Genomic DNA, 22,235 nt, shown 5'->3' with positions numbered 1-22,235 from the left:
CCAGTCGGTCCCGGAAGCGGACGCGTCTGGAGGCGACCAAGGCACTGTGGAAACGCCTCGTTTAAGGCGTGCGGCTGGGGTACGCCGTACTGGAATTGCGTGGTGCCGCCGGCTAGCGATCCATGCGCAGCGGCGCGGCAGAGCAGCCAAACGCTGACAGGGCCAGATCGCACGGGACCAATCGGTCCCGCGCGATGTCTGGCAAGGTGTTCGACGATCACCCTTCCTGGGCAGCGGCGAAGGCATCCAGCGCGCGGGTGGAGTAGACGATCGCAGCCCCGGCGTTGAGGCTGACCGCGACGCCCAGCGCCTCGGTGATCTCTTCCTTGGTCGCGCCCAGCTTGTGCGCCGCTTCCGAGTGGACGGTGATGCAGCCGTCGCAACGCAGCGTGATGGCCACAGCCAGGGCGATCAGCTCGCGTGTCTTGGCGTCAAGATGGCCGGACTTGGCGCCGGCGCCGCCGAGCGTCACATAGCCGCGGACCGTATCTGGGCTCAGCTTCCCGAGTTCGCCGACCCCGGCGAAGAGCTGCTGCCGGTAGGTGTTCCAGTCGTGCATGTGCATGGTGCAATCTCCTTGGTTGATGGGATAGAGCCAAGCCGGTGATCGCGCCACTGACAGGCGTCACCGGCCAGTCGGTCTGCATCGCCGGCCTGCACCCTTCATTCGAAATGGTAGTCGGTGATATCGACGCCCACGATCAGCGGCTCCGGCAGCGGCGTGTTGTCCGCCGCCCTTGGATAGACCCTGAACTTCGATGCCAGCGTGATGCCGTCGATCGTCACCGGATCCATCAGGTATCGGGCGGCGGCGTTGTTCCCCTGGATCTCGACCTCGTAGTCGTGGCGCCGGATTAGGCCGTCCGCATCGACGTAGAAGGTCTGAGCGGTGCTGTGCGTCGCGACCGAGGCCGGGAAGGTCACGCGCAGCCGGCGCCATGTCTGCCCGGCCTCCGACCAGGGCGCGATCTCCTCCAAGACCACGCCGGGCTGGGCGAGGATGAAGGGCGAGGTGAGATAGGTCCACATCGTGTAGCCCGCGAAATAGGCGAGCTGCGGGTCGCTCCAATGCGTTTCCATCTGGAAGTCGGCGAAGCTCGCACGCGGGTTGGTCAGGCTCTCGACGACGGTCCCGTCCGGCCGTTCGATCGTGACCTTTTCCGGCGTGAAGCGGGACCGGTTCTCCGTCGGATGGAAGGGCCAATGCGACACCTCCTCCGTCCTGAGGTTCACCCGGACGTTTGCCCGGGTCAGCACATCCGGCTTGCCCTTGAGCTCCCAGAGGATCCCGAATTGGTGCAGCTTCGCCGTTAGCGTCGTGAACCGCCGGAACCGATCCAGGCCGCCATGGGCCTCGATCACCTGCTGTCGAAGATCGTTCATTTGGCTCGGTCCACCTGTGACTTCGATCAGTTGTCGAGGAACGTGCGGCAATGCGCGACGAACAGGTCCGGGTACTGGAACAGCGCGCCGTGTCCGGAGTCGGGATACAAGATTAGATGCGCCCGCGTCATCGCCTTGAACATCGTGTAGGCGTTGATGCTGGGGAACATCGTGTCGTCGCTGCCATGGACGATCAGCGTGGGCTGCCCGATGGCGCGGAGGGTCCGATCGCCCTCGTCCTTGCGGGCGCACCAGCCGATGATCGCCTTGGCCTGAGGCTGGCTGACATCATCACCGCTGTCCGGATCCCGGTCCTGCACGCGCGCCGCGGCTCGCGCGATGAAGGCCCTTCCGGCGGCCTGGCTGGCTTCGGATGGCGTGAAGAACAGCGGCAGCCGGACATCCGCCGCGCCGCGGGAGAACGCCTCCTCGACGACCGCCAGCAGATGCTCCTCCCCGCCCCGGGGCGCCGCCCCGGCGACGACGATCTTCCGGACCAGGCCGGGGCGTTCGGCCGCGAGGACCTGTGCCAGCATGCCGCCCAGGGAGAAGCCGAGGAGATCGACCTGCCCAAGGCCGAGGGCGCCGATGAAGCGTTCCGCGTCCGCCGCCATCCGCTCGACGCTGTCGGGCGTGACGCCCGTCGAGGTCCCGACGCCGGCATTGTTGAAGACGATGACCGGCCGCGTCTCCGCCAGCCCGTTCACCACCGCCGGATCCCAGGAATCCGTGGTGCCGGTGAAATGCTGCAGGAGGACGAGGGGCGTGCCCTTTGCCGGGCCGAGGCGCCGGAAGCCGAAGCGAATGCCGCCGGCCTCGACGAACTCGGTCTTCGCCGTTTCGAGTGACATGCGATGTCCTTTTTCGGATGCGCGGAACGAGCCCGGCAGGCGATGCGGGCCGTGTCGTCTCCAGCGCTCTTGGTGGCGAAGACGTATCAGTCGACAACCGGGGCCGACAGGACGTAGATGCCATTATTTCGGCCATGGGAATTGGCACGGGAGGAGCCGCGCGACCAGATACGACGGACCCGAGGTCCAGGAGGAATCATGAGAATTGGCTTGGTTCTGTGCCCGAGCTTCCAGGCCGTCTGCTTCGGCGCTGTGGCGGCCTTCGACGTCGCCAACAAGCATGCGGGAGAGAAGGTCTATGACGTCCGCGTCCTGTCCGAGGACGGCGGGCTCGTCGCCTCCTCTTCGGGAATCCAGGTGATAACGGAGCCGTTCGACCTGAGCCCCTTCGACACGCTCATCGTCGCCGCCGGGCTCGAGATCCCGACCTCGTCGCCCGGACTGGTCCGGCTTCTCCGTGCCGCCGCCGGGGACGCGCGGCGAGTCGCGTCCATCTGTCTGGGCTCCTTCGTTCTCGGCGATGCCGGGCTGCTGAATGGACGGCGCGCGACGACCCACTGGCGCTATGCGGCAGAACTGCAGGCCCGGTTCCCGGAGTGCCGGGTCGACATGGACAAGATCTACGTCGCGGACGGCCAGATCTGGACCTCGGCCGGGATGAGCGCCGGAACGGACCTGGTCGTCGGGATGATCGAGCGGGACCTTGGGCCGGACCCGGCCCGCGCCGTCGCCAAAGGCATGGTCATGTACCACCGGCGGTCCGGCGGGCAGTCGCAGCATTCCGCCCTGCTGGACCTCGATGTGAGCGAGGATCGGATCCAGCGGGCGCTGACCTATGCCAGGCAGAATCTGGGCGAGAGCCTGAGCATCGAGGACCTGGCGCGCGCGGCATGCCTGAGCCCGCGGCAGTTCACGCGCCTCTTCCGCTCGCAGACGGGGACGACCCCGGCGAAGGCGGTCGAGGCGCTGCGGATCGAGGCCGCGAAACTGATGCTGGAGCAGAGCCGGCTGCCCATCGAGGTCGTCGCGCAGCAGTCGGGCTTCGCCAACCGCGAGCGCATGCGCCAGGCCTTCATCAGGGTGCATGGCGAGGTGCCCAGGGCGATCCGCAACGAAGCGGGCACCCTCGCCGTGCTTTAGGGACCGGACGTCAGCTCAGCCGGATGTTGGACAGATCGATCGACACCACCAGCGGCTCTTCGTTGAAGCCACCGTCAGGCTGCCGCGCGAAGATGCGCCTCCTGGTGGGGAACTTGATGCCCGAGACCTCCACATAATCGTCGACGAGATGGGCGCCGGGGGTGTTGCCGGCGATCTCCACATCATAGTCGTGGCGCTTCAGCAGCCCTTCGGCATCGAAATACAGCGTCTGCACGGCGCTGTGCGTCGCGATGTCCGCCGGGAACCGGACCGCGAGGCGGCGCCAGATCCCGTCGCCCGCCCGCCACGGCTCGATTTCCTCTGCCTCGACGCCTGGCCAGGCGAGCAGGAAGGGCGTGTTGAGATAGGTCCACATCGCGCAGCCGGCGAAGTAGGCCAGCTGAAGATCCGTCCACGGCGTCTGCAGCGTGTGGCCCGCGAAGCTCCTCCGGGGATCCGAAAACTCCTCCAGCACCGTCCCGTCCATGGTTTCCAGGGCCACCCGCCCGGGCTCGAATTCGGAACGGCGGCGCCCGGAGCCGAACGGCGCATGCGAGGCCCATTCCCTGCGCAGCTCGACCGTGACCGTGGTGCGCTCGAGGGTCTGCGGCTGCCCCTTCAACGGCCACAGCACCCCGCCCTGCGCGAGATCGGCGGTGAGCCGCTCGAACTGCCGCCAGCGCTGCAATCCGCCATGGGCGTCGATCACGAAATCCCTGAGCCCCGTCATGACATGCTCCTCCTGCATGGCCGCGACATACGGCCGTGTCGGAGGGAGGCTAGGCGTTCGTCGAGCGCGCACGAACGTCGTAGATGCCTTGTTTCCGGCCAGAGATCCGCCCGCTCCAATGGCCGGAATGATGGCATCTACGTCCTGTCGGCCCTGATGCCCGGCTGATAGCTCTGGGGCACCCGACGGGCCGGCAATCCGCTCCCCGGCATAGCGGGTCACGCCATATCGCGATGGGTGCCATCATGAAAGCTGTCGGCTACCGCTCTCCTCTCCCGATCGACGATCCAGCCTCCCTCACCGACATCGATCTGCCGCGGCCCGAGCCCACCGGCCGGGACATCCTCGTCAGGGTCGAGGCCGTCTCGGTGAATCCGGTCGACACCAAGGTCAGGGTGCGGGCCCAGCCCGAGCCCGGGCAGTGGAAGGTGCTGGGCTGGGATGCGGCCGGGACGGTCGAGGCGGTCGGGCCCGAGGCGACCCTGTTCGCGCCGGGCGATGCGGTGTTCTATGCCGGCGCGATCGGCCGCGCCGGAACCAATGCCGAGCTCCATCTGGTCGACGAACGGATCGTCGGCGGCAAGCCCGCCTCACTCGGTTTCGCGGAGGCCGCGGCTCTGCCGCTGACCGCCATCACCGCCTGGGAGACGCTGTTCGACCGGCTCGACATCCGCAAGCCCGTGCCGGGCGCTGCGAGCGCCCTCCTGATCATCGGCGGGGCCGGCGGCGTCGGCTCGATCGCGACCCAGCTCGCCCGCCGGCTCACCGACGTCACGGTGATCACGACGGCCTCGCGCCCGGAGACGGCGGAATGGAGCCGCAGCCTCGGCGCGCACCACGTCGTCGATCACTCGAAGCCGCTCTCGGCAGAGATCGAGAGGCTCGGCATCGGGCAGCCGGCCTTCGTGTTCTCGACCACGAATACCGACCAGCATGTCGCCGAGATCGCCAACCTGATCGCGCCGCAGGGCCGCTTCGCCCTGATCGACGATCCGGCGTCGCTCGACGTGTCGCCCTTCAAACTGAAGAGCGTGTCGACCCATTGGGAGTTCATGTTCACCCGCTCGATGTTCGGCACGGCCGACATCGCGGAGCAGGGAGCGCTCCTCGACGAGGTCTCGCGGCTGGTCGACGCCGGGACCCTGAAGACCACGCTGGCAGAGACCTTCGGGACCATTTCGGCCGAGAACCTCCGCCGTGCCCATGCGCTGATCGAGAGCGGTCGCGCCAAGGGCAAGGTCGTGCTGGCGGGCTGGGCGCCCACCGGCGGCCGCTGACAAGGCAGATTCGCGTCCAGGATACCTTGCCCGACGCCCGGGCGGCGCCATCTACGTCCTGCCAACCGCATTCGAGGCGTCTGCCGGATCGAGCCGGAGCGCGGCCAGATTCCGGGCCGCGCTCTCGGCATTGACCGGGCAGAGGCGGAAACGCCGCCTTGGCTTTCGGATGCGACCTGTGAGGCCCTAACCCGGATCAGCACTATGGTATCGAAGACGATCACCGGCGACATCTTGATCGGCTCAGCCTCGATCAGCCCAGCCGAGCGGCCCCTGCGGGCGATGAACCCCGCCACGGGAGACGCGCTCGATCCCGCCTTCGCCTTCGCCGGCGAAGCCGAGGTCGCCCGGGCCTGCGAGCTCGCCTGGTCCGCCTTCCACGCATATCGTCTGACCGGCCTGGAGGAACGGGCCGGGTTCCTGGAGGCGATCGCCCGCAACATTCTCGAACTCGGCGATACGCTGGTCGAGCGCGCCATGGCCGAGACCGGACTGCCGAGGCCCCGCATCGAGGGTGAGCGGGCGCGTACCGTCGGGCAGCTGCGCCTCTTCGCCCAGGTCGTGCGAAGCGGAGAATGGCTGGACCTGCGGGCCGATCCGGCGCAGCCGGAGCGGACACCGCTGCCGCGCGCCGATCTGAGGCTGAGGCAGATCCCGCTCGGCCCGGTCGCGGTGTTCGGGGCCAGCAACTTCCCGCTGGCGTTCTCCGTCGCCGGCGGCGACACGGCGTCGGCGCTGGCGGCGGGCTGCCCCGTCGTTGTGAAGGGCCACCCGGCGCATCCCGGCACCAGCGAGCTGGTCGGCCGCGCCATCCAGGCGGCGGCGAGCGAATGCGGCATGCCGGAGGGCGTGTTCTCGCTGCTCCCCGGTGCCGTGGAGACCGGCACGGCCCTGGTCAAGCACCCGCACATCAAGGCGGTCGGCTTCACCGGCTCGCGCGGCGGCGGTCTGGCGCTGGTCGCGGCCGCAGCGCAGCGGCCGGAGCCGATCCCGGTCTATGCCGAGATGAGCAGCGTCAATCCGGTGTTCCTGCTGCCCGCCGCCCTCGGTGCCCGGGCCGAAGGAATCGCTGCCGGCTTCGTCGACTCGCTGACGCTCGGCGCCGGCCAGTTCTGCACCAATCCTGGCCTGATCATCGCGCTCGAAGGCACCGGTCTCGACCGCTTCCTCGCGGCGGCCGGCGCGGCACTCGCGACCCGGGAGCCGGCGCCGATGCTGACCGAAGGAATCCACAATGCCTATGCCGCAGGCGTGCAGGCGCTCGAGACCAATCCTGCGGTGCGCGCCGTGGCGCGGGGCGCATGCGGCAGCGGCGTCAACCGCAGTCCGGGCGCGCTGTTCAGCACCGATGCGCCGAGCTTCGGCGCGGACGAACGCCTGGCGCACGAGGTGTTCGGCGCCGCAGCCCTGGTCGTGCGCTGCAGAACGATTGAAGAGATGGCGAGCGTGGCCGAGCGGCTGGAAGGGCAGCTGACGGCAACGCTGCATCTCGAGCGCGCGGACACCGAGCTGGCCCGCCAGCTGATCCCGGTCCTGGAGCGGAAGGCAGGCCGCATCCTCGCGAACGGCTGGCCCACCGGCGTCGAGGTCGGGCATGCCATGGTCCATGGCGGCCCGTTCCCCGCCACCTCTGACAGCCGCACCACCTCGGTCGGAACCCTGGCAATCCGGCGCTTCCTGCGGCCGGTCTGTTATCAGGATCTGCCGCAAGAGCTGCTGCCGCCGGAACTGCAGCAGGAGGGTTTATCGAGGCTGCCTCACCTGTTCGACGGCACGCGCGGGTAGCAAGGGTGGCCCGGCGAATGGTATCGCAGTTGGGACGGGTTGCCCGCTGCGACCTCACCGGTTTTTGCACTCGGCACGGCACTTCCTTCTGATAGGCGCCAAGAGCTGCCTTCACGCGGGCGACTTGGAAGCAGACGCCGGCCAACTTCGCAGTTTCCCGCGTGTCCGGCCGCGGAAGCCCTACGGGGTGGCTCTCCACAGGAGACATCGCAAGCATGCCAGAGAGCGGACCTGCGCAGTGCCCAGGTCCACCGCCTGTGCCACCAGGCCGGCCATTGATCAAGCGGCCAATTTGGTCAGTGTGAGCCCAAGATGATGCTGCAAAGATCCTCACGCCGGAAGTTCGGATCCTTGAACGCAAGAATGTCGTCGTTGAAGGTGCCGAATGTGCTTTCGGGCCGATGCTTCATCCCCTGATAGAATGCCTCGATCATCTCATGGTTGAACTCGCTGCCACGGGGATAGGCGGCAATCACCGCCTCGCGCTGCTCGTCCGTAAGGTCGCGATAGCCGCGGCCCACGACATCCATCGCCGCGCCTGCCTGCACCAGGGCGATCTCCGGATGCATATGCTCCGGGATCCCCGGCGTGGTGTGGAGGGCGACGGCGGCCCAGACTCTCTCGATATCTCCCTCGGAGATGCCGTGGCCTCGCAGAAAGTCGCGCGCGGCATTCGCGCCGTCCACTTCGAAGCGAAGCTGGCTGTCCCGATAGCGCGGCGTCAGGCCGATGTCGTGGAACATGGCCGCGACGTAGAGCAACTCCGGATCGAACCTCAGGCCCTTCCGCGTCCCGACCAGGGCCCCCCAGAAATAGACCCGGGTGGAATGGTGGAACAGCAGGTCGCTCTCGGTGTCGCGGACAAGCTGCGTCGCCTCGCGCGCCAGTCTGCTGTCGGGAATCCCGACGCCGGCAATGGGGGTTGCTGTCGCCACTTCGTCCTCCGTTGCGGGAGCCTCCGATGCGCGACCGCGCGGCCCCGGCTGATGATCGTGGCGGAGAGATGCGCATCTGGCTCTCCCCGGAACAGGACCAAGACCGGCATTTCCCGCTGAACCATCGGGCGACGGCTCTCCGCACCGGCCTCGCCGGCGCCTCAGTCCGTCACGCAAGGCGCGCGATGACCTGGCGGAGTCGGTCGCACGACCTCTCGAGCTGCTTCTGCGGCGTCGTCGCGATGCCCAGCAGCAATCCGGATCGCGCGGCAGCGGGCGACGAATACCAGAGCGACAGCGGGACCGGCGCCAGCCCGAAGGCCTGCGCCTCCCGGGCGATGGCCAGGTCCGGCGCGCCGTCCGGAAGCCGCATCAGCGCGGCCAGCCCGGCGACCGTGATGCTGTCGGCGTGCGGCTGCAGGCATGTCAGCAACGCGTCCCGCTGCGCGGAGTAGACGCGCTTGGTGCGGCGGAGATGCCGCATATAGTGCCCGTCCCGCATGAACGCCGCGGTCGCGAGCTGCAACGACGGCCCGGGCGCCGGGGCGAGGCACGCGGCGGCTTCGGCAAACCGGGACGCCAGCGGCGCGGGCGCGACCAGAAAGCCCAGGCGCAGCGTCGGGCTGATGGTCTTGCTGAAGGAGCCGATATGGATGACCCGCCCGGCGCGGTCGAGCGAGGCGAGCGCCGGCGTGGCCCGCCCCTTCAGCTGCAGCTCGCTCAGATAATCGTCCTCGACGATCCAGGCCCCGGCCTGCGCGGCCCAGTCGAGCAGGCGCAGGCGCCTGGCCAGCGACAGCGTCGGCCCGAGCGGCGCCTGCTGGCCCGGGGTCACGACGGCCAGCGCCGCATCCGGGGCGTGTTGCAGCCCGTGGTCGACGTCGATGCCGTCGTCATCGACCGGGACCGGCACCAGCGCCAATCGCGCGAGCTCCAGGCCGCGCCGGGTGAAGAAGAAACCGGGCTCCTCCATCCAGGCGCTCCGCCCCTCGATCCCGAGCACGCGGAGCGCCAGGCCGAGGCCGCTGCCGAAGCCGCCGGTGACGATGACCTGGGAGGGCGAGCATTCGACTCCGCGCGCGATGGCGAGATAGGCGGCGATCTCCCGCCGCAGCTCCGGCTCGCCCCGCGGATCGGGATACAGGGCCGGCGCGCTCGATTCCGCGCGGACCGCCTGCGAGCGGATCCGGGCGAACAGCTTGGCGGGAAAGGTCGACTGCGCCGGCACGCCCATCTGGAAGACTGACGGCCCGGCGGTCATCTCCCGGTACATCTCCATGAACGACCCGGGATCGGGTGGCGCTTCCTGGCGAACGGCGAGGGGCGGCCGATCGGCCACATGGGTTCCGGCGGCGCGGGAGGTGACGATCAGCTGGGCGGCGGCCAGCTTCTCATATGCCGACCGCACCGTGCCCCGGGCGACGCCGAGCTGCGCCGCAAGGTCGACCCAGGAGGGCAGGCGAGCTCCCGGCGCCAGCGCGCCGTTCTCGATCGCGGCGCCGATGCCGTTGCGGATCTGCTCGGCCAGCGGCGTCTTGGCGGACCGATCGAGGTCCAGCGGCAGGAGCTTGGTCATGCCCCTTGGTACACGAGTTTTGTCGATTCCTGGTGCTTATCTTTGAACCATCGAAGGGTCAATTCAGCGGCGAAGGAGAACAGCCGCCATGATTATCAGATCCCTCATCGCCGCCATCTACATCGCCACTGCAGCACCGGCCGCGGCCCATGACCCGGGCGAGATCGTCACGCCGAATTTCGCGCATGCGATCCCCAACATCCCGGGCAAGTCGCTGATCGCCGCCGTCGTCGACTATCCGCCGGGCGCGGCATCGTCCCCGCACAGCCATGCCAAATCGGCGTTCATCTACGCCTACGTCGTCTCGGGCGCCATCGAATCGCAGGTCGATGACGGGCCCAGGCGGATCTACCGCGCGGGCGAGAGCTTCTACGAGCCGCCCGGGGCCAGCCACCTCGTCAGCCGGAATGCGAGTGCCACCGAGCCCGCGAAGCTGCTGGCGGTGTTCGTTGTCGATACCGACGACAAGGCCCTGACGACTCCCCTCGACTGATCCATCTCCTAGGCAGGACGATCACGTGAGCATCGCCGTGCATCACCAAGGACTCTTCCGATGACCTCCACCGCGTCCCCCGCCTCGCTGCCCCGCACCATCAAGGCCGCGCGGGTCCACCGCTTCGGCCCGCCGGAGGCGATCATCCTCGAGGACATCGACCGGCCCGAGCCGGGCGAGGGCGAAGTGCTGGTCCACGTCGCCGCAGCCGGCGTCGGCCCCTGGGACGGCTGGATCCGGGCCGGCAAGAGCGTGTTGCCGCAGCCCCTTCCGCTGACCCTGGGCTCGGACCTCTCCGGCACCGTCGCGGCGGTCGGCCCCGGCGTCACCGGCTTTGCCCCGGGCGACGAGGTGTTCGGCGTGACCAACGCCCGCTTCACCGACGCCTATGCCGAATATGCCATCGCCGCGGCCGGCATGCTCGCCCGCAAGCCTGCCCGGATTGGCCATGTCGATGCCGCCTCGCTGCCGGTGGTGGCGGTCACCGCCTGGCAGGCGCTGTTCGGGCAGGCCCGGATCGGCCGGGGCCAGACCGTGCTCGTCCTTGGCGGTGCCGGCAATGTCGGCGCCTATGCGGTGCAGATCGCCCACCGCGCCGGGGCGCGGGTGATCGCAACCGCCAGCGCCGGCGACCTCGACTACGTCCGCAGCCTAGGCGCCGACGAGGCGGTGGACCGGAAAGAGCGGCTCGAGGACCGGGTCGCGGCGGTCGACGCCGTGGTCGACCTCGTCGGCGGCGACGCGCAGGCCGGCTCCTTCGCGGTGCTCAAGCGGGGCGGTGTCCTGGCCTCGGCGGTGTCGCAGCCGGACCAGGAGGAGGCCGCGCGCCGCGGCGTGACGGCGGGCTTCTTCCTGGTGCAGGTGAACACTGCGGATCTCGAACGGATCGCAGCGATGGTCGACACCGGGGAGCTGGTCACCCAGATCGGCACGGTCCTGCCGCTGGCCGAGGTGCGGACCGCGCATGAGATGCTGGACGGCACCAGACCGCACCCTCGTGGCAAGATCGTGCTGCGCATCGGCTCATAGGCAGGATGGCGTAGGCCGGCGACCAGTGCGGCCGCCGTGCGCCACAAGCGGAAATGCAAGGCTTGTGCCTGGTTGGCCGCTTTCTGCGATTCAGCGGACGCCCGCGCAGCGATCTTGCCAAGACCTAGTCGTTCGAATCCCGCGCGATCCGCCACCTTGGCTAAAATGACCATGAAGAAGAACGACTTGCCGCCGATGGTCGCCGATTCCCCTCCATAGCCCTCCCGATTCGCAAGGTGGCGAGAGTGCAGTCGAGCTTGGCCGGCGCCTCTCCGTGTCAAACCAAGCCGCCGCGAAAATAATCCTGGCCTTGGAGGAGCGCGGTTATGTGACGCGCGAGTCCGATGCAATTGGCCGCAAGAAAAGGATCATCGTCACGCCGTTAGGCCTGACGGTGGTCATGGCACGCTCCTTACTTCGCCATCGGCGCGATCACGCCGAGCTGCTGGAGAACTGAATAGAGGTTCGCCACACCCCAATGATCGGTGATCTTGCCGTTCACCACGCGCATAGCGTCGACGGTCTCGAAGCTCACTTTCTTGCCGGTGGCGGGAACGCCGAGAAAGTCGCCCAGATGCGTGCCGTGATACGTCTTGAAGGTCGTCACGACATCGCCATCGGCGCGTTGCCAATGGATTTCCGGTCTGAAATCGGGGAATGCGACGCGCAGGCGCTGATACAGGCCGAGAACGTTTGCCTTGTCGCGGGCCATGCCCGGTTGAGGCGTGTGATCGTAGAAGTCGTCGGAGAACAGTGTGTCGAAGAGCGCCCAATTGCCTCCGCCCTGAACTTCCTCCGTGTTGCGACGGACAATCGCCTTCGCCTGCTCGCTAATGTCCTGTGTCATCGGATTTTTCCTTCGTGGGTTAGAGTTCAAAGCCGCCGATGGTCATTCCGCCATCGACCACCGGCATGTGACCGAACAGATAGTTCGAGGCGTTCGAGCTCAACCAAAGTGCGGCCTCGGCGAGCTCCTGCGGCCGCCCGCCGCGCTTGGCCGGGATTGCCGTGCGTGCCAGTTCCGCGAAAGCCGGGTTCTGGGCGCTGTTGGCGGCCACCATGGGCGTCTCGGTCCAACCCGGCGCCAAGGCGTTGATTCGGATACCGCGCGCAGCATTCTCCATGGCGGCGACCCGGGTGAGGCCGTGAACGCCGTGTTTGGAGGCCGCGTAGGCGGTCATGCCGCCCGGCCCCGTCAGCGCCGCTACCGACGCGGTATTGACGATCGCGCCGCCGCCGGCCCGGAGCATGGCGGGGATTTCGTGCTTCATGCCGAGGAAGACGCTGCGCAGGTTGACGGCGACGACCTTGTCGAAATCCTCGACCGGGTAGTCTTCGATCCGATAGGTGCCGCCGGTGATGCCGGCATTGTTAAAGGCGATGTCGAGCTGCCCGGCGTTCTGTTCGATATGGTCGATGAGCGCCTTCACATCCGCCGCGCGGGAGACGTCGGTCGTTCGCACCTTGATTGCCTGCCCTGCGGAGCGGATGAGGGCATCGGTCTCGGCCAGCCCGGCTTCGTTCAGATCGGCGCCGAAGACATGGGCGCCTCTGGCCGCATACAACCGGGCGGCTTCACGCCCGATCCCGGAACCTGCGCCGGTGACAAGCACGACTTTGTCTTTGAAGTCATCGGGCATGAGTTCCTCCCTTGCGAAGGAATATTGTCCTTCGCGTGAGTGGTCCGTCGATTTAGGTTGGGGCGGCCGGGCTATGCGGCCCGGCCTATCGGTCAGCCGAACAGCTTGGCGGCTGTCTTCGCGACGATTTCGCCTTGATGCCGAGCGCCGTCCAGTTCGATTGCCGAAGGCTGGCGCGAGCCGTCGCCACCGGCCACGGTGGTTGCGCCGTAGGGAGCACCGCCGACGATCTCCTCGATCGTCATTTGGCCGGCATGGCTGTAGGGCAGGCCAACGATCGTCATGCCGAAGTGCAGCAGGTTAGTGATGATCGAGAAGAGCGTGGTCTCGTTGCCGCCGTGCTGCGTCGCGGACGAGGTGAACGCCGCGCCCACCTTGCCGTTCAGGGCCCCACGAGCCCATAAACCGCCAGCCTGGTCGAGGAAGGCGGCCATTTGGCTCGATATCCGGCCAAAGCGCGTACCGGTGCCGACGACGATCGCATCATAATGTTCGAGATCGGCGATGCTGGCGATGGGCGCTGCCTGATTGAGCCTGAAATGCGCCTTCGCCGCGATCTCCTCGGGAACTGTTTCCGGGACGCGCTTCACGTCAACGCTTGCGCCTGCGGAGCGAGCACCTTCGGCGATGGCATTCGCCATGCCCTCGATGTGTCCATAGGACGAGTAATAAAGAACCAGAACCTCGGCCATGATGGCGGCTTCCTATTTCGTGAGAGGGTGATCGTGAACGGGCTTGCCAGGGCACTTCTGCCGCCCATCGGTCGATTTGAAAATCCGAATACGATCGAGAGATAGGTTCGAAAAATTCGGCAAGGAGCTCAGATCACGGCGAGCAGACCGCCATCGACCTGAAGGGCGATGCCCGTGACGTAGCTCGACAGATCCGAGCCGAGGAACGCGACGGCGTCGCCGATTTCCGACGGCTGCCCGAGCCGCCTCAGCGGCGTGCGCTGGCGGAAGCCCTCGCTGGCTGCGGCAATGTCGGGGGTGGATCGGAGCAACTCGGTATCGATGGTCCCCGGGGCGATGGCATTCACGCGAATGCCGTCCGGGCCGAGCGCATCCGCGAGGGCCTTGGCCATGAGGACGACGCCGCCCTTGCTCGTCGAGTACGCCACGGTGATGCCGGCGCCGACAATGCCGCCCATGCTGGCCATGAGGACGATGCTGCCTGCCTTCCCATGCGCCTTCATTTGCCGGGCAGCGGCTTGCGCCCCGAATAGCGTGCCATCGAGGTTGATGGACATCAGCCGGCGATAGTCTTCCTCGCTGACCTCGGCCCCGTCAGAGCGGAGCGAAATGCCCGCGTTCAGCACCATCACATCGACGCCGCCAAACTCATCCGCCGCGGCAACCAGAGCATCATTGTCGGCACGGCTGGAAACATCGGCCTTGAAGAAGCGTGCCGGTACGCCGAGCGCTTCGATCTCGGAGGTGGTCGGCGCGCCTCCTTCGCGCGGCATCTCCGTAATGTCTGAGACGATCACGGCCTTGGCGCCGTGACGGGCCGCCGCGATGGCGATGGCGCGCCCGATGCCGCTCGATGCGCCGGTCACGACGACCGTCTTGTCTTTCAAAATATCGCTCATTGTCTGTCTCCTGGGCGCGCGAGCGCATTCCGCGGTCAAGCGGTCCTTGGGCATCTCTGGAATGATGTGCTCGGGTCGAGCGCTGCTTTGTCAGCCCTGCTTGATCAGGCTGTGGACCATCAGCGCGCCGCCGAACTGCTGGAGACGGCCGCCCTCGGCGAGTCTGCCGAGTTCGATCGGGGCAAAACCGAGGCTGTCCGCCAGACCCGCCACCGTCGTCGATGCCGCCGCGTCATTGCTCGACACGAAGATCGTGCGCCGGCCGCTCGGGCCGTCGGGCACATCGGCAAGCACGGCGGCCGGCAGCGTGTTGAACGCCTTGACCAGGCGAGCGCCGGGAACCGCCTCGGCGGTGATCTCACTCGAAAGCCTGCCTCCGAGGTCGGCCGGGGAAAAGTCGGTGAAATTTATCGCGTTGGTGGCATCGACCACGATGCGGCCGTTCCAGGGCCCAGCTGCTTTCACCGTAGCTGCGACAGCCGTGAAGGGAACGGCGAGGATAACGATATCGGCCGCCAAAGCCTCGGAGAGCTCGGCCGGCTGGATGCTCGCGCCGAGTTCGCTCGCGAGCGACGCGAGCGAAGCGGGGCCTCGGCTGTTGGCGATTTTGACCGGGATGGACTTGCGGGCGAACTGCCGGGCGAGGGCCGTGCCGATCGCGCCGGCACCGATGATGGCGTAGGTCATGGAACTTTCCTTTCGTGAATTGTTCGTCGGGTCACTTGTGGCAGGCGTGCTGAGCAGCGCTTTCACGCCGCCCGGCGCGGCTTTGCCGAGGGAAGCGGAATGAATTCGGGGTCGCCCGGCACGATGGGGAAACGGCCGGCCTGCCAGTCGGCGGCGGCCTGATCGATCCGCTCGCGGCGACTGGAGACGAAGTTCCAGTAGATGTGCCGCTCGCCCTCAAGCGGCTCGCCGCCCAGCAGCATCAGGCGCGTCGGCCCGATGGCTTTCAGGACGATCTCCGCATCAGGCTTGAAAACCACCAGCCGATCTTTTCCGAACCGTCCGGTCTGACCCGCCACCTCGATTTCACCCTCGACGACGTAGGCGGCGCGCTCGATATGGTCCGACGCGAGCTTGAGCGTCTTGCCGTCGGCAAGGATGGCGTCGGCATAGAGAGTATCGGAGAAGATCGGAGTGGGCGCTGTCACGCCCCCAAAGCTGCCCGCCAGTACCCGAAGGCGAGCGCCGCGATCGTCGATGACGGGGATCTCGCCTGCGTTGACATGCTGGAAGCCGGGATCGGTCTCCTCCAACGCGAACGGCAAGGCAAGCCACGCTTGGAAACCGAACATCCGGTCTTCCCGCGCCCGAAACTCAGCACCGCTGCGCTCGGAATGGACGATGCCGCGCCCCGCGGTCATCAGGTTGACCTCGCCGGGACGGATCGTCTGGACATAGCCCTCGCTATCGCGGTGATCCATCTCCCCTTCGATCAGATAGGTGAGCGTGGCGAGGCCGATATGCGGATGAGGGCGCGTATCCACCCCTGCACCCTCGCGAAAGACCGCCGGCCCGAAGCTGTCGAGAAAGATGAACGGACCGACCATGCGACGGTGCGCCGAGGGCAAAGCCCTGCGGACCTGGAAATCGCCCAGATCCCGCACGGACGGAAGCAGAACCTGGTCAATCTGCGCATTGTTGGACTGGATGCTCATGGACTTCTCCTCATCTTGGCTCGAAAGCCCGTGCCCCTGTGCGATGGGGAAAAGCTATGCCTGGTAGACGAACGAAAAAACCGGCATAAGATCGGCATTTACGTTCGAGGAAATCGACATGATATCGGAACCAGGCACCCCCACCCTCGACCAGCTCAAGGTCCTACTGACCGTTGTCGATGTCGGGAGTTTTGCCGGTGCGGCGCGCAAGCTGAACCGCGCCACTTCCGTCATCAGCTACTCAATCGCGAACCTCGAGGCGCAACTCGGCCTCACCCTTTTTGACCGCGAGACCACGCGCAAGCCGCAGCTCACCGAAGCCGGGCGCATGGTCCTGGCCGAGGCGCGGCGTGTCGCCAATGGGATCGACAATCTCCGGGCCAAGTCGAAAGGGATGCTGCAGGGGCTGGAGTCGGAACTGCATGTCGTCCTCGACACGCTGCTTCCCGAGCATCGGGTGGTTGATGCCCTCACGAGCTTTCGAGAACATTTTCCGACGGTCAACCTGCATCTCTATGTGGAGTCTCTCGGCGCCGTCACGCGGCTGGTCCTTGATCGCGTCGCAACTATCGGTGTCGCCGGCCCGTTGGTGACGGTCGATGGAATCGAGAAGATCGGCATCGGCAGCGTTCACATGATTCCGGTTGCCGCGCCCGGCCATCCCCTTGCCACGGCGGAGACGAATCAACCCGGCGCCGGTCGCGAGCATGTCCAGCTGGTTCTCACAGATCGGTCCGAACTCACCCGAGGCCGTGACATGGCGGTGGTCGGCACGAGCACCTGGCGCCTGGCCGACCTCAGTTCCAAGCACATGCTGCTGAAGGCCGGAATTGGGTGGGGAAACATGCCCGAGCCCATGGTTCGGGATGATCTCGAAGCTGGCCGACTGGTCTGCCTCGACATGCCGGACAGCATCGGAGGTCACTACGTCATGGACGCCATCTATCGCACGGACACACCGCCGGGGCCGGCGGCCAGTTGGCTGATCGAGCGCTTTCGATTTCAGGCGCAAAGCGACGATGCCGAAGCGGCGTAGCAGCGAAGGGCACGCAGGCATCGCTCCCATGGCGGCTGTTCGCGGCGCGGAAGTCATGTCGAATTTATAGAACCTAACCATCGATTCTATTCATCTATTTCGATAAGGGGTGAATCGCCAGATTGATCCTGCAACAGCGCTCCATCGGGGAGCGCCGCCTCAGGAAAGCAATCGTCATGTCACAGACCGCCACCCAGTCTTCGAACTCGATCAGTCCCGTTTCCACCGTGGGAGCCATCCAGTCATTCGCGCCGTTGGCCGGGCGTCTCCTCATCGCCCCGCTGTTTCTGCTCTCGGGCATTTCCAAGCTTTCGGCTCCCGCCGCCACGATCGGAATGATCGCAAGCTCCGGGCTGCCTCTGGCCACGCTTGGTTTCGCGGCTGCCGTTCTTGTCGAAGTTCTGGGGAGCATCGCCCTCATCCTCGGCTACCGCACACGACTCGTCGCGGCAGTGATGGCGCTGTTCACCCTTGCGGCCGCACTCGCGTTCCACGCTGACCTCGGCGATCAGAACCAGTTCATTCATTTCTTCAAGAACATCACGATCGTCGGCGGATTGCTGCAGATCGTGGCCTTTGGCGCCGGACGCTTCAGCCTCGATGCCCGCACCCGCTAAGAGCAGGGCCGGAAGGTGCTCCATATCCTTCTGGCCCTTCCACGCGCCGACCGGCGTCAGCGCTGCAGATGGCGCCACTTCACCATGCGCTCGCGCAGGTCGAGGACGGCGCCATCGGCGGCGAAGCTACCGTCGCCGCGGTGATGCAGGGTACGCTGCTCCTCGCGGTCCGGGTCGATCCAGATCCGCCGGGCTTCGAGGATGAAGAGATTGTGCTCCTCGACGAGGCGGCTATCGGCGACCCTGCATTCGATATTCGCGAGGCACTCCGTGATCAGCGGCGCGGCCACGTCGTGGGCCGGCTGCGGCGTCAGGCCGAAGCGACCGAATTTCTCGACCGCGTCGCCCGCACAATTGCCGATGTCGACGACCTTCTCTGCAAGATCGACTGTCGGAATGGCGATGACGCATTCGCCGGTCGCTCTCAGAGCGCTGTAGCTATGATCCCAGGGGCCGATGACGCAGCCGATCAGCGGCGGATCGTGCTGGATCATCATGTGGAAGCCCATCGTCATGATATTGGGCTTTCCGAAGTGGCTGGTCGTCACGAGTACGATCGGACCTGGCTCGAGCAGGCGATAGGCCTGCGAGGCGGGCATTTCCTTCATGGTGAGGTCCCCTTAACCGCCGACCTTCCCGCTAAAGGCGGGAAGGCGGACGTTTCGATGACTCGGATTAGGCGATCACCAGCCCTGGTCGACGGGGAGAACGAAGAGTTCCGCGACGTTCACATGGGCCGGCGCCTGAAGGGCGAACAGGATAGTCTCTGCGATGTCGCCCCCCTGCAGGAAAGTCATCTGCTTGGCGAGGTCGTCCATCTGCTGGCGATAGCCGGGGTCCGTGATCTGGTCGTAGAGTTCGGTGGCGACAGCACCGGGCTGGATGCAGGTGACACGGATGTTGTGCTTCTGCCCGACCTCCATGCGCAGGCCGTCGGAGAAGGCGGTCACGGCGTGCTTGGTCGCGCAATAGACCGACAGCCCCTTGAAGACCTTGCGGCCGGCGATCGACGAGGTGTTGAAGATGTGACCCGAATGCTGCTTGATCATCTGCGGCAGTGCGGCGGCCGTGGTGTTGAGCAAGCCCTTCACGTTAACGTCGACCATGCGATGCCATTCGCTGATCTTGATCTGGTCAACGTCGGAGAGCGGCATCAGACCGGCATTGTTGAAGAGAATGTCGAATGAGCCGTAGGCGTCGATCAGCTTACGGACGCCGGTTTCGACGGAGGCCGGATCGACCACGTCCATTTCGATCACGAGAGCTTCGCCGCCCTTTTCCGCGATCTCGGCCTTCAAGGCGTCGAGGCGATCAACGCGCCGCGCCGCGATTCCGACCTTGACGCCGGCCGCCGCCAGCTTGCGGGCGGTGGCGGCGCCGATGCCGCTCGATGCGCCCGTGATCAGCGCGACTCTTCCATCGATGTTCGTCATGGCCTGTCTCCTTTTTGCTTGCGAACGCTTTCGCGGGAGCGGAAAGGCGTTCGTGTTCGACAAGGAGAAATCTAGGAAACCTTGGCTTTTCTCTCTCCCGGCGCTTTGCGGAGGCTGTCGGGATTTTGCTTCTTTCTGACCTCGGACGGGCTTGACGCTTCAACCGCGACGGTAGTCGGTCGGCGAGAGGCCGGTCTCGCGGCGGAAGATCTGCGCGAAATGGCTGGGCACGCACCCCCGCCCCCGAACCCCCACCCCCGCGGCTCAACCCCGGGGGCCCACAGGGACCTCCCGCGCTTCGCTACGCCAGCCGCGCGGAGGCGCTCCGCTACGCGCGGGTCCCTCCTGTGGACTCCGGGGATGAGCCGCAACCAACCACCACGAGGGGGTCTAGTTCCCCCTGACGACAGGGGTCCAGTTCCGGAAGTCGCTTGATAGCGATGGCCGGTTTCGGGCACCGCGCAGCCGGCACAACCGTCCGAGAAGGGCGGAAAGCGGTCGCTCGATCGTCACATGCGGCCGTCGTCATTGCGCCATATCCGGTCATAATCTCCGTGGCGGACATCGACTTGGCGGGCCCGAAGAAGGCACCCGGGACGGGGGATCGCTCTCGTCTCCGTGCCATCGCAACGCAGGTTCGGCGGGTGTATGATCTGCCGATACAAGCGACTTCCGTCAGCAGTGGCAGCAGGCGGGCCGTCGGCACAAGAAGAAGCGCGGTGCATGGGAGGCGTGGACGCTCTGGAGGACGTCGGCATGGCTATGTCCGTGGATCGACGGCTCGCGGCGATCATGGCCATCGATATCGTCGGCTATTCCCGTCTGGTGGAGGCCGACGAGGCGGCCACCCTGGCTGCGATCAAGGAGCTTCGCCACGCGCTGATCGATCCGCTGCTGGTCGAGCACCACGGCCGCATCGTCAAGCTGATGGGCGACGGCGCGATCATCGAGTTCGGCTCGGTTGTCGATGCCGTCGCCGGCGCGGTCGCCCTGCAGAAGGGCTGCGCGACCCGGCAGGGCGACCGCCCGAGTGCGCGTCAGATCGTCTTCCGGATCGGCGTCAATCTCGGCGATGTGGTCGTCGAAGGCGAGGACCTGCTCGGCGACGGTGTCAACGTGGCCGCCCGCCTGGAACAGCTCTGCAGCCCGGGCGGCATTCTGATTTCCGGCACGGTGTTCGACCACCTGCAAGGCAAGCTCGATCACCTGGTGCTGGACTACGCCGGGGACCAGCACGTGAAGAACATCGCGCGGCCGGTCCGCACCTACAAGGTCCGGCTGGACGGCGGCCGGCGACCCTGGCGCCTGCGCATGCGGCCGCATCTCGGAAAACTGCGCTGGGCTGTCGCGATCCTGATCCTTCTGTTCGTGGCTGGTGGTACCTGGTGGTGGCTTCAGCCGATCGAGCGGACGAGCGTCAGGGCGTCGATCGCCGTGCTCCCGTTCGATGATCTCAGCGGCAGCGAAGCCACCGGCCGGCTCGCCGACGGGATCACCGAGGACATCATCACGGACTTGTCGCGGATCAACGAATTCGATGTGATTGCCCTCAACTCCACCGAGGCCTTCAAGGAGAAGCCGGTCGATGTGCAGAAGATCGGCCGGCAGTTGGGCGTCGGTTACGTGCTGGAGGGTTCGATTCAGCGCCAGGCCGAGCGGATCCGAACCACGGCCCAGCTCATCAGCACAACGACGGGTGCACATCTCTGGTCGGAGCGTTGGGACCGGCCGGCGGAAGATCTGTTCGCCGTGCAGACCGACATCGCGGAACGGGTGGTCATCGAGTTCGAGCTGACCACCGGCCCCATCAAGGCCGCGGAACTCGGCGCCGTACGCCGCAGGCGGCCACAGAGTCTCACCGCCTATGAACTCGAGCTGCTCGGTGCGGAGAAGCTGACGAGCCTGACGCGGGAGAGGGTTGCAGAGGCGACTGATCTCTTCAGGCAGGCAATCGCCGCGGATCCGAATTATGCCCGCGCCTGGAACGGTCTCGCTTGGGCCCTGACGCTGGCAGTGAATTTCGGTGCCGACACGGAAGCCTCAAACCGAATGGCGCTGGAGGCAGCCGAGAAAGCAATCGCGTTGGATCCATATGATGCTGGAGCCCACGGAGCCCTTGGAGAAATCCTGGGTAGACGCGGAGAACTCGGCCACGCCAAGGCCGAAATGGACACGGCCCTGGCCCTCAACCCCGGTTCCTTCCGGATTCTGATCTACTACCTCAGCTGGGCGAGTAGCTTCGGCGAACCCGAACGCGGGGCAGAAATGGCAGATCGGGCCATCCGGCTCAATCCGAATTACCCGAGCTGGGCGTGCGGCGGGCTTCGCTATGCCTATTTCATGGTCGGCCGCTACCAGGACGCGCTGCGCGTGATGGAGCGCCAGACACCCGACAACTACAGCAAGTTCGCCTGGGTCGAGCGCGCGGGAAGCTTCGCGGCGCTAGGCCGAGCGACCGAGGCTCAGGCCACGGTCCAGGAAGCTCTGAAGCGCTATCCCAACCTGACGATCGAAGGCCATGTGAACGATCCCGGCCTCAACGATGTCGAGCGACAGCGCCTGGCCGAGACGATGCGACTTGCCGGATTCCCGGCATGTGCGCCGCCGGAAGAGATGTCTAAACTTGACACGCCGTTGCGATTGTCGGAGTGCGCCGCGAAGCCATAGTTCAGGGCCCCGCGGAGGCTTTACTCGCATCGCGTCGAGCTGCGCTCCGATGGCTCTCAGCGACAGCGTCGGGTTCGCCTGGGCGATACCCGATATCAGGATCGCCGCATGGTCGGCTCTCGTGCGCCTCGGCGCGCGATCGAGCAGTGCCTTGTCGGCAAGCCCCTCACGGACGAAGCGCCTCACGGCTCTCACCAGCCGTTCGGTGGTCCAGGTCCCAGATCGGCCGCGCCCGTTCAGGACGCGAACCACCGTCGACCAGGAATGATCCGGCCGGAGCTGTCGGACGACAGGCAGCCATCCGGGAGCGGACAGATTGAGCTCGGCGAAATACGCCGCATCGCGAATGACAGCGGCCCGGCGGATCGCCTTCGGGTCCCGAGCCCGGAGG

22 protein-coding genes are annotated in these 22,235 nt (G+C 66.5%); 8 read left to right on the top strand and 14 right to left on the bottom strand.

The features are described from left to right. Positions 1 to 217: 217 nt before the first annotated feature. The 3 genes from FFK22_RS24050 to FFK22_RS24040 form a co-directional block, all read right to left on the bottom strand. On the bottom strand, positions 218 to 565 hold the full coding sequence (locus tag FFK22_RS24050; RefSeq protein WP_186002625.1) for a carboxymuconolactone decarboxylase family protein: 348 nt from the start codon (positions 563 to 565) through the stop codon (positions 218 to 220). Between the two features lie 98 nt (positions 566 to 663). Then, positions 664 to 1,383: a hypothetical protein gene (locus FFK22_RS24045; protein WP_138891973.1), complete on the bottom strand. Its 720-nt coding sequence runs from the start codon at positions 1,381 to 1,383 to the stop codon at positions 664 to 666. A gap of 26 nt (positions 1,384 to 1,409) precedes the next feature. Then, complete coding sequence (locus FFK22_RS24040) at positions 1,410 to 2,234, bottom strand: alpha/beta fold hydrolase (protein ID WP_138891974.1); 825 nt, start codon at positions 2,232 to 2,234, stop codon at positions 1,410 to 1,412. Between the two features lie 252 nt (positions 2,235 to 2,486). On the opposite strand from FFK22_RS24040, the gene FFK22_RS24035 reads away from it, so the two are divergent. Further along, positions 2,487 to 3,374, top strand: coding sequence for a GlxA family transcriptional regulator (locus FFK22_RS24035; RefSeq protein WP_221938811.1), 888 nt, complete (start codon positions 2,487 to 2,489; stop codon positions 3,372 to 3,374). Between the two features lie 10 nt (positions 3,375 to 3,384). On the opposite strand, the gene FFK22_RS24030 is transcribed toward FFK22_RS24035, so the two are convergent. Continuing rightward, the gene (locus FFK22_RS24030) at positions 3,385 to 4,083 is read right to left on the bottom strand and encodes a hypothetical protein (RefSeq protein ID WP_221938810.1); all 699 of its coding nucleotides are present in this window, start codon (positions 4,081 to 4,083) and stop codon (positions 3,385 to 3,387) included. A 266-nt stretch (positions 4,084 to 4,349) separates the two neighbouring features. On the opposite strand from FFK22_RS24030, the gene FFK22_RS24025 reads away from it, so the two are divergent. Together FFK22_RS24025 and FFK22_RS24020 are read left to right on the top strand one after the other, a co-directional pair. Then, positions 4,350 to 5,381 carry a zinc-binding alcohol dehydrogenase family protein gene (locus FFK22_RS24025; protein ID WP_138891975.1) on the top strand — a complete coding sequence of 344 codons (1,032 nt, stop codon included), beginning with the start codon at positions 4,350 to 4,352 and terminating at the stop codon, positions 5,379 to 5,381. 204 nt (positions 5,382 to 5,585) lie between these two features. Further along, on the top strand, positions 5,586 to 7,166 hold the full coding sequence (locus tag FFK22_RS24020) for an aldehyde dehydrogenase (NADP(+)) (RefSeq protein WP_138891976.1): 1,581 nt from the start codon (positions 5,586 to 5,588) through the stop codon (positions 7,164 to 7,166). A 296-nt stretch (positions 7,167 to 7,462) separates the two neighbouring features. Here the strand turns inward: FFK22_RS24020 and FFK22_RS24015 are convergent, their stop codons facing one another. Both FFK22_RS24015 and FFK22_RS24010 read right to left on the bottom strand, forming a co-directional pair. Next, a complete protein-coding gene (locus tag FFK22_RS24015) occupies positions 7,463 to 8,101 on the bottom strand; it encodes an HD domain-containing protein (protein ID WP_138891977.1) in 639 nt (212 codons plus the stop codon). A 169-nt stretch (positions 8,102 to 8,270) separates the two neighbouring features. Beyond that, on the bottom strand, positions 8,271 to 9,677 hold the full coding sequence (locus FFK22_RS24010) for a PLP-dependent aminotransferase family protein (RefSeq protein WP_138891978.1): 1,407 nt from the start codon (positions 9,675 to 9,677) through the stop codon (positions 8,271 to 8,273). 88 nt (positions 9,678 to 9,765) lie between these two features. On the opposite strand from FFK22_RS24010, the gene FFK22_RS24005 reads away from it, so the two are divergent. Beyond that, positions 9,766 to 10,170, top strand: coding sequence for a cupin domain-containing protein (locus tag FFK22_RS24005; protein WP_138891979.1), 405 nt, complete (start codon positions 9,766 to 9,768; stop codon positions 10,168 to 10,170). Between the two features lie 60 nt (positions 10,171 to 10,230). Beyond that, positions 10,231 to 11,199, top strand: a complete 969-nt coding sequence (locus FFK22_RS24000; protein ID WP_138891980.1) for an NADP-dependent oxidoreductase — start codon at positions 10,231 to 10,233, stop codon at positions 11,197 to 11,199. A gap of 412 nt (positions 11,200 to 11,611) precedes the next feature. Here FFK22_RS24000 and FFK22_RS23990 read toward each other — a convergent pair whose 3' ends face one another. The 6 genes from FFK22_RS23990 to FFK22_RS23965 form a co-directional block, all read right to left on the bottom strand. Further along, positions 11,612 to 12,046 (bottom strand): ester cyclase, encoded by a 435-nt coding sequence (locus FFK22_RS23990; RefSeq protein ID WP_138891981.1) that lies wholly within the window; start codon positions 12,044 to 12,046, stop codon positions 11,612 to 11,614. Positions 12,047 to 12,065: 19 nt separating this feature from the next. Beyond that, the gene (locus FFK22_RS23985; protein WP_138891982.1) at positions 12,066 to 12,839 is read right to left on the bottom strand and encodes an SDR family NAD(P)-dependent oxidoreductase; all 774 of its coding nucleotides are present in this window, start codon (positions 12,837 to 12,839) and stop codon (positions 12,066 to 12,068) included. Between the two features lie 92 nt (positions 12,840 to 12,931). Then, positions 12,932 to 13,531 (bottom strand): NAD(P)H:quinone oxidoreductase, encoded by a 600-nt coding sequence (gene wrbA / locus FFK22_RS23980; RefSeq protein ID WP_138891983.1) that lies wholly within the window; start codon positions 13,529 to 13,531, stop codon positions 12,932 to 12,934. A 128-nt stretch (positions 13,532 to 13,659) separates the two neighbouring features. Next, entirely contained in the window at positions 13,660 to 14,430 is a 771-nt protein-coding gene (locus FFK22_RS23975) for an SDR family oxidoreductase (protein WP_186002624.1), read from the bottom strand. A 90-nt stretch (positions 14,431 to 14,520) separates the two neighbouring features. Next, on the bottom strand, positions 14,521 to 15,117 hold the full coding sequence (locus FFK22_RS23970) for an NADPH-dependent F420 reductase (RefSeq protein WP_138891985.1): 597 nt from the start codon (positions 15,115 to 15,117) through the stop codon (positions 14,521 to 14,523). A gap of 62 nt (positions 15,118 to 15,179) precedes the next feature. Beyond that, on the bottom strand, positions 15,180 to 16,091 hold the full coding sequence (locus FFK22_RS23965; RefSeq protein ID WP_138891986.1) for a pirin family protein: 912 nt from the start codon (positions 16,089 to 16,091) through the stop codon (positions 15,180 to 15,182). Positions 16,092 to 16,209: 118 nt separating this feature from the next. Between FFK22_RS23965 and FFK22_RS23960 the strand changes: the two genes are divergently transcribed. Both FFK22_RS23960 and FFK22_RS23955 read left to right on the top strand, forming a co-directional pair. Continuing rightward, a complete protein-coding gene (locus FFK22_RS23960) occupies positions 16,210 to 17,127 on the top strand; it encodes a LysR family transcriptional regulator (RefSeq protein WP_138891987.1) in 918 nt (305 codons plus the stop codon). Positions 17,128 to 17,303: 176 nt separating this feature from the next. Further along, on the top strand, positions 17,304 to 17,744 hold the full coding sequence (locus FFK22_RS23955) for a DoxX family protein (RefSeq protein ID WP_138891988.1): 441 nt from the start codon (positions 17,304 to 17,306) through the stop codon (positions 17,742 to 17,744). 56 nt (positions 17,745 to 17,800) lie between these two features. Here FFK22_RS23955 and FFK22_RS23950 read toward each other — a convergent pair whose 3' ends face one another. Then, positions 17,801 to 18,352 carry a flavin reductase family protein gene (locus FFK22_RS23950; RefSeq protein WP_138891989.1) on the bottom strand — a complete coding sequence of 184 codons (552 nt, stop codon included), beginning with the start codon at positions 18,350 to 18,352 and terminating at the stop codon, positions 17,801 to 17,803. 75 nt (positions 18,353 to 18,427) lie between these two features. Next, positions 18,428 to 19,177 carry an SDR family oxidoreductase gene (locus FFK22_RS23945; RefSeq protein WP_138891990.1) on the bottom strand — a complete coding sequence of 250 codons (750 nt, stop codon included), beginning with the start codon at positions 19,175 to 19,177 and terminating at the stop codon, positions 18,428 to 18,430. 756 nt (positions 19,178 to 19,933) lie between these two features. On the opposite strand from FFK22_RS23945, the gene FFK22_RS23935 reads away from it, so the two are divergent. Beyond that, a complete protein-coding gene (locus tag FFK22_RS23935; protein WP_138891991.1) occupies positions 19,934 to 21,844 on the top strand; it encodes an adenylate/guanylate cyclase domain-containing protein in 1,911 nt (636 codons plus the stop codon). The last annotated feature ends 391 nt before the right edge of the window (positions 21,845 to 22,235 follow it).

Source organism: Mycobacterium sp. KBS0706, assembly GCF_005938675.2.
In the GTDB taxonomy this organism is placed as follows: Bacteria; Pseudomonadota; Alphaproteobacteria; order DSM-16000; family Inquilinaceae; genus Inquilinus.
Note: the sequence above shows the minus strand (reverse complement) of the source record. Positions and strands in the feature narration are given on the sequence as shown.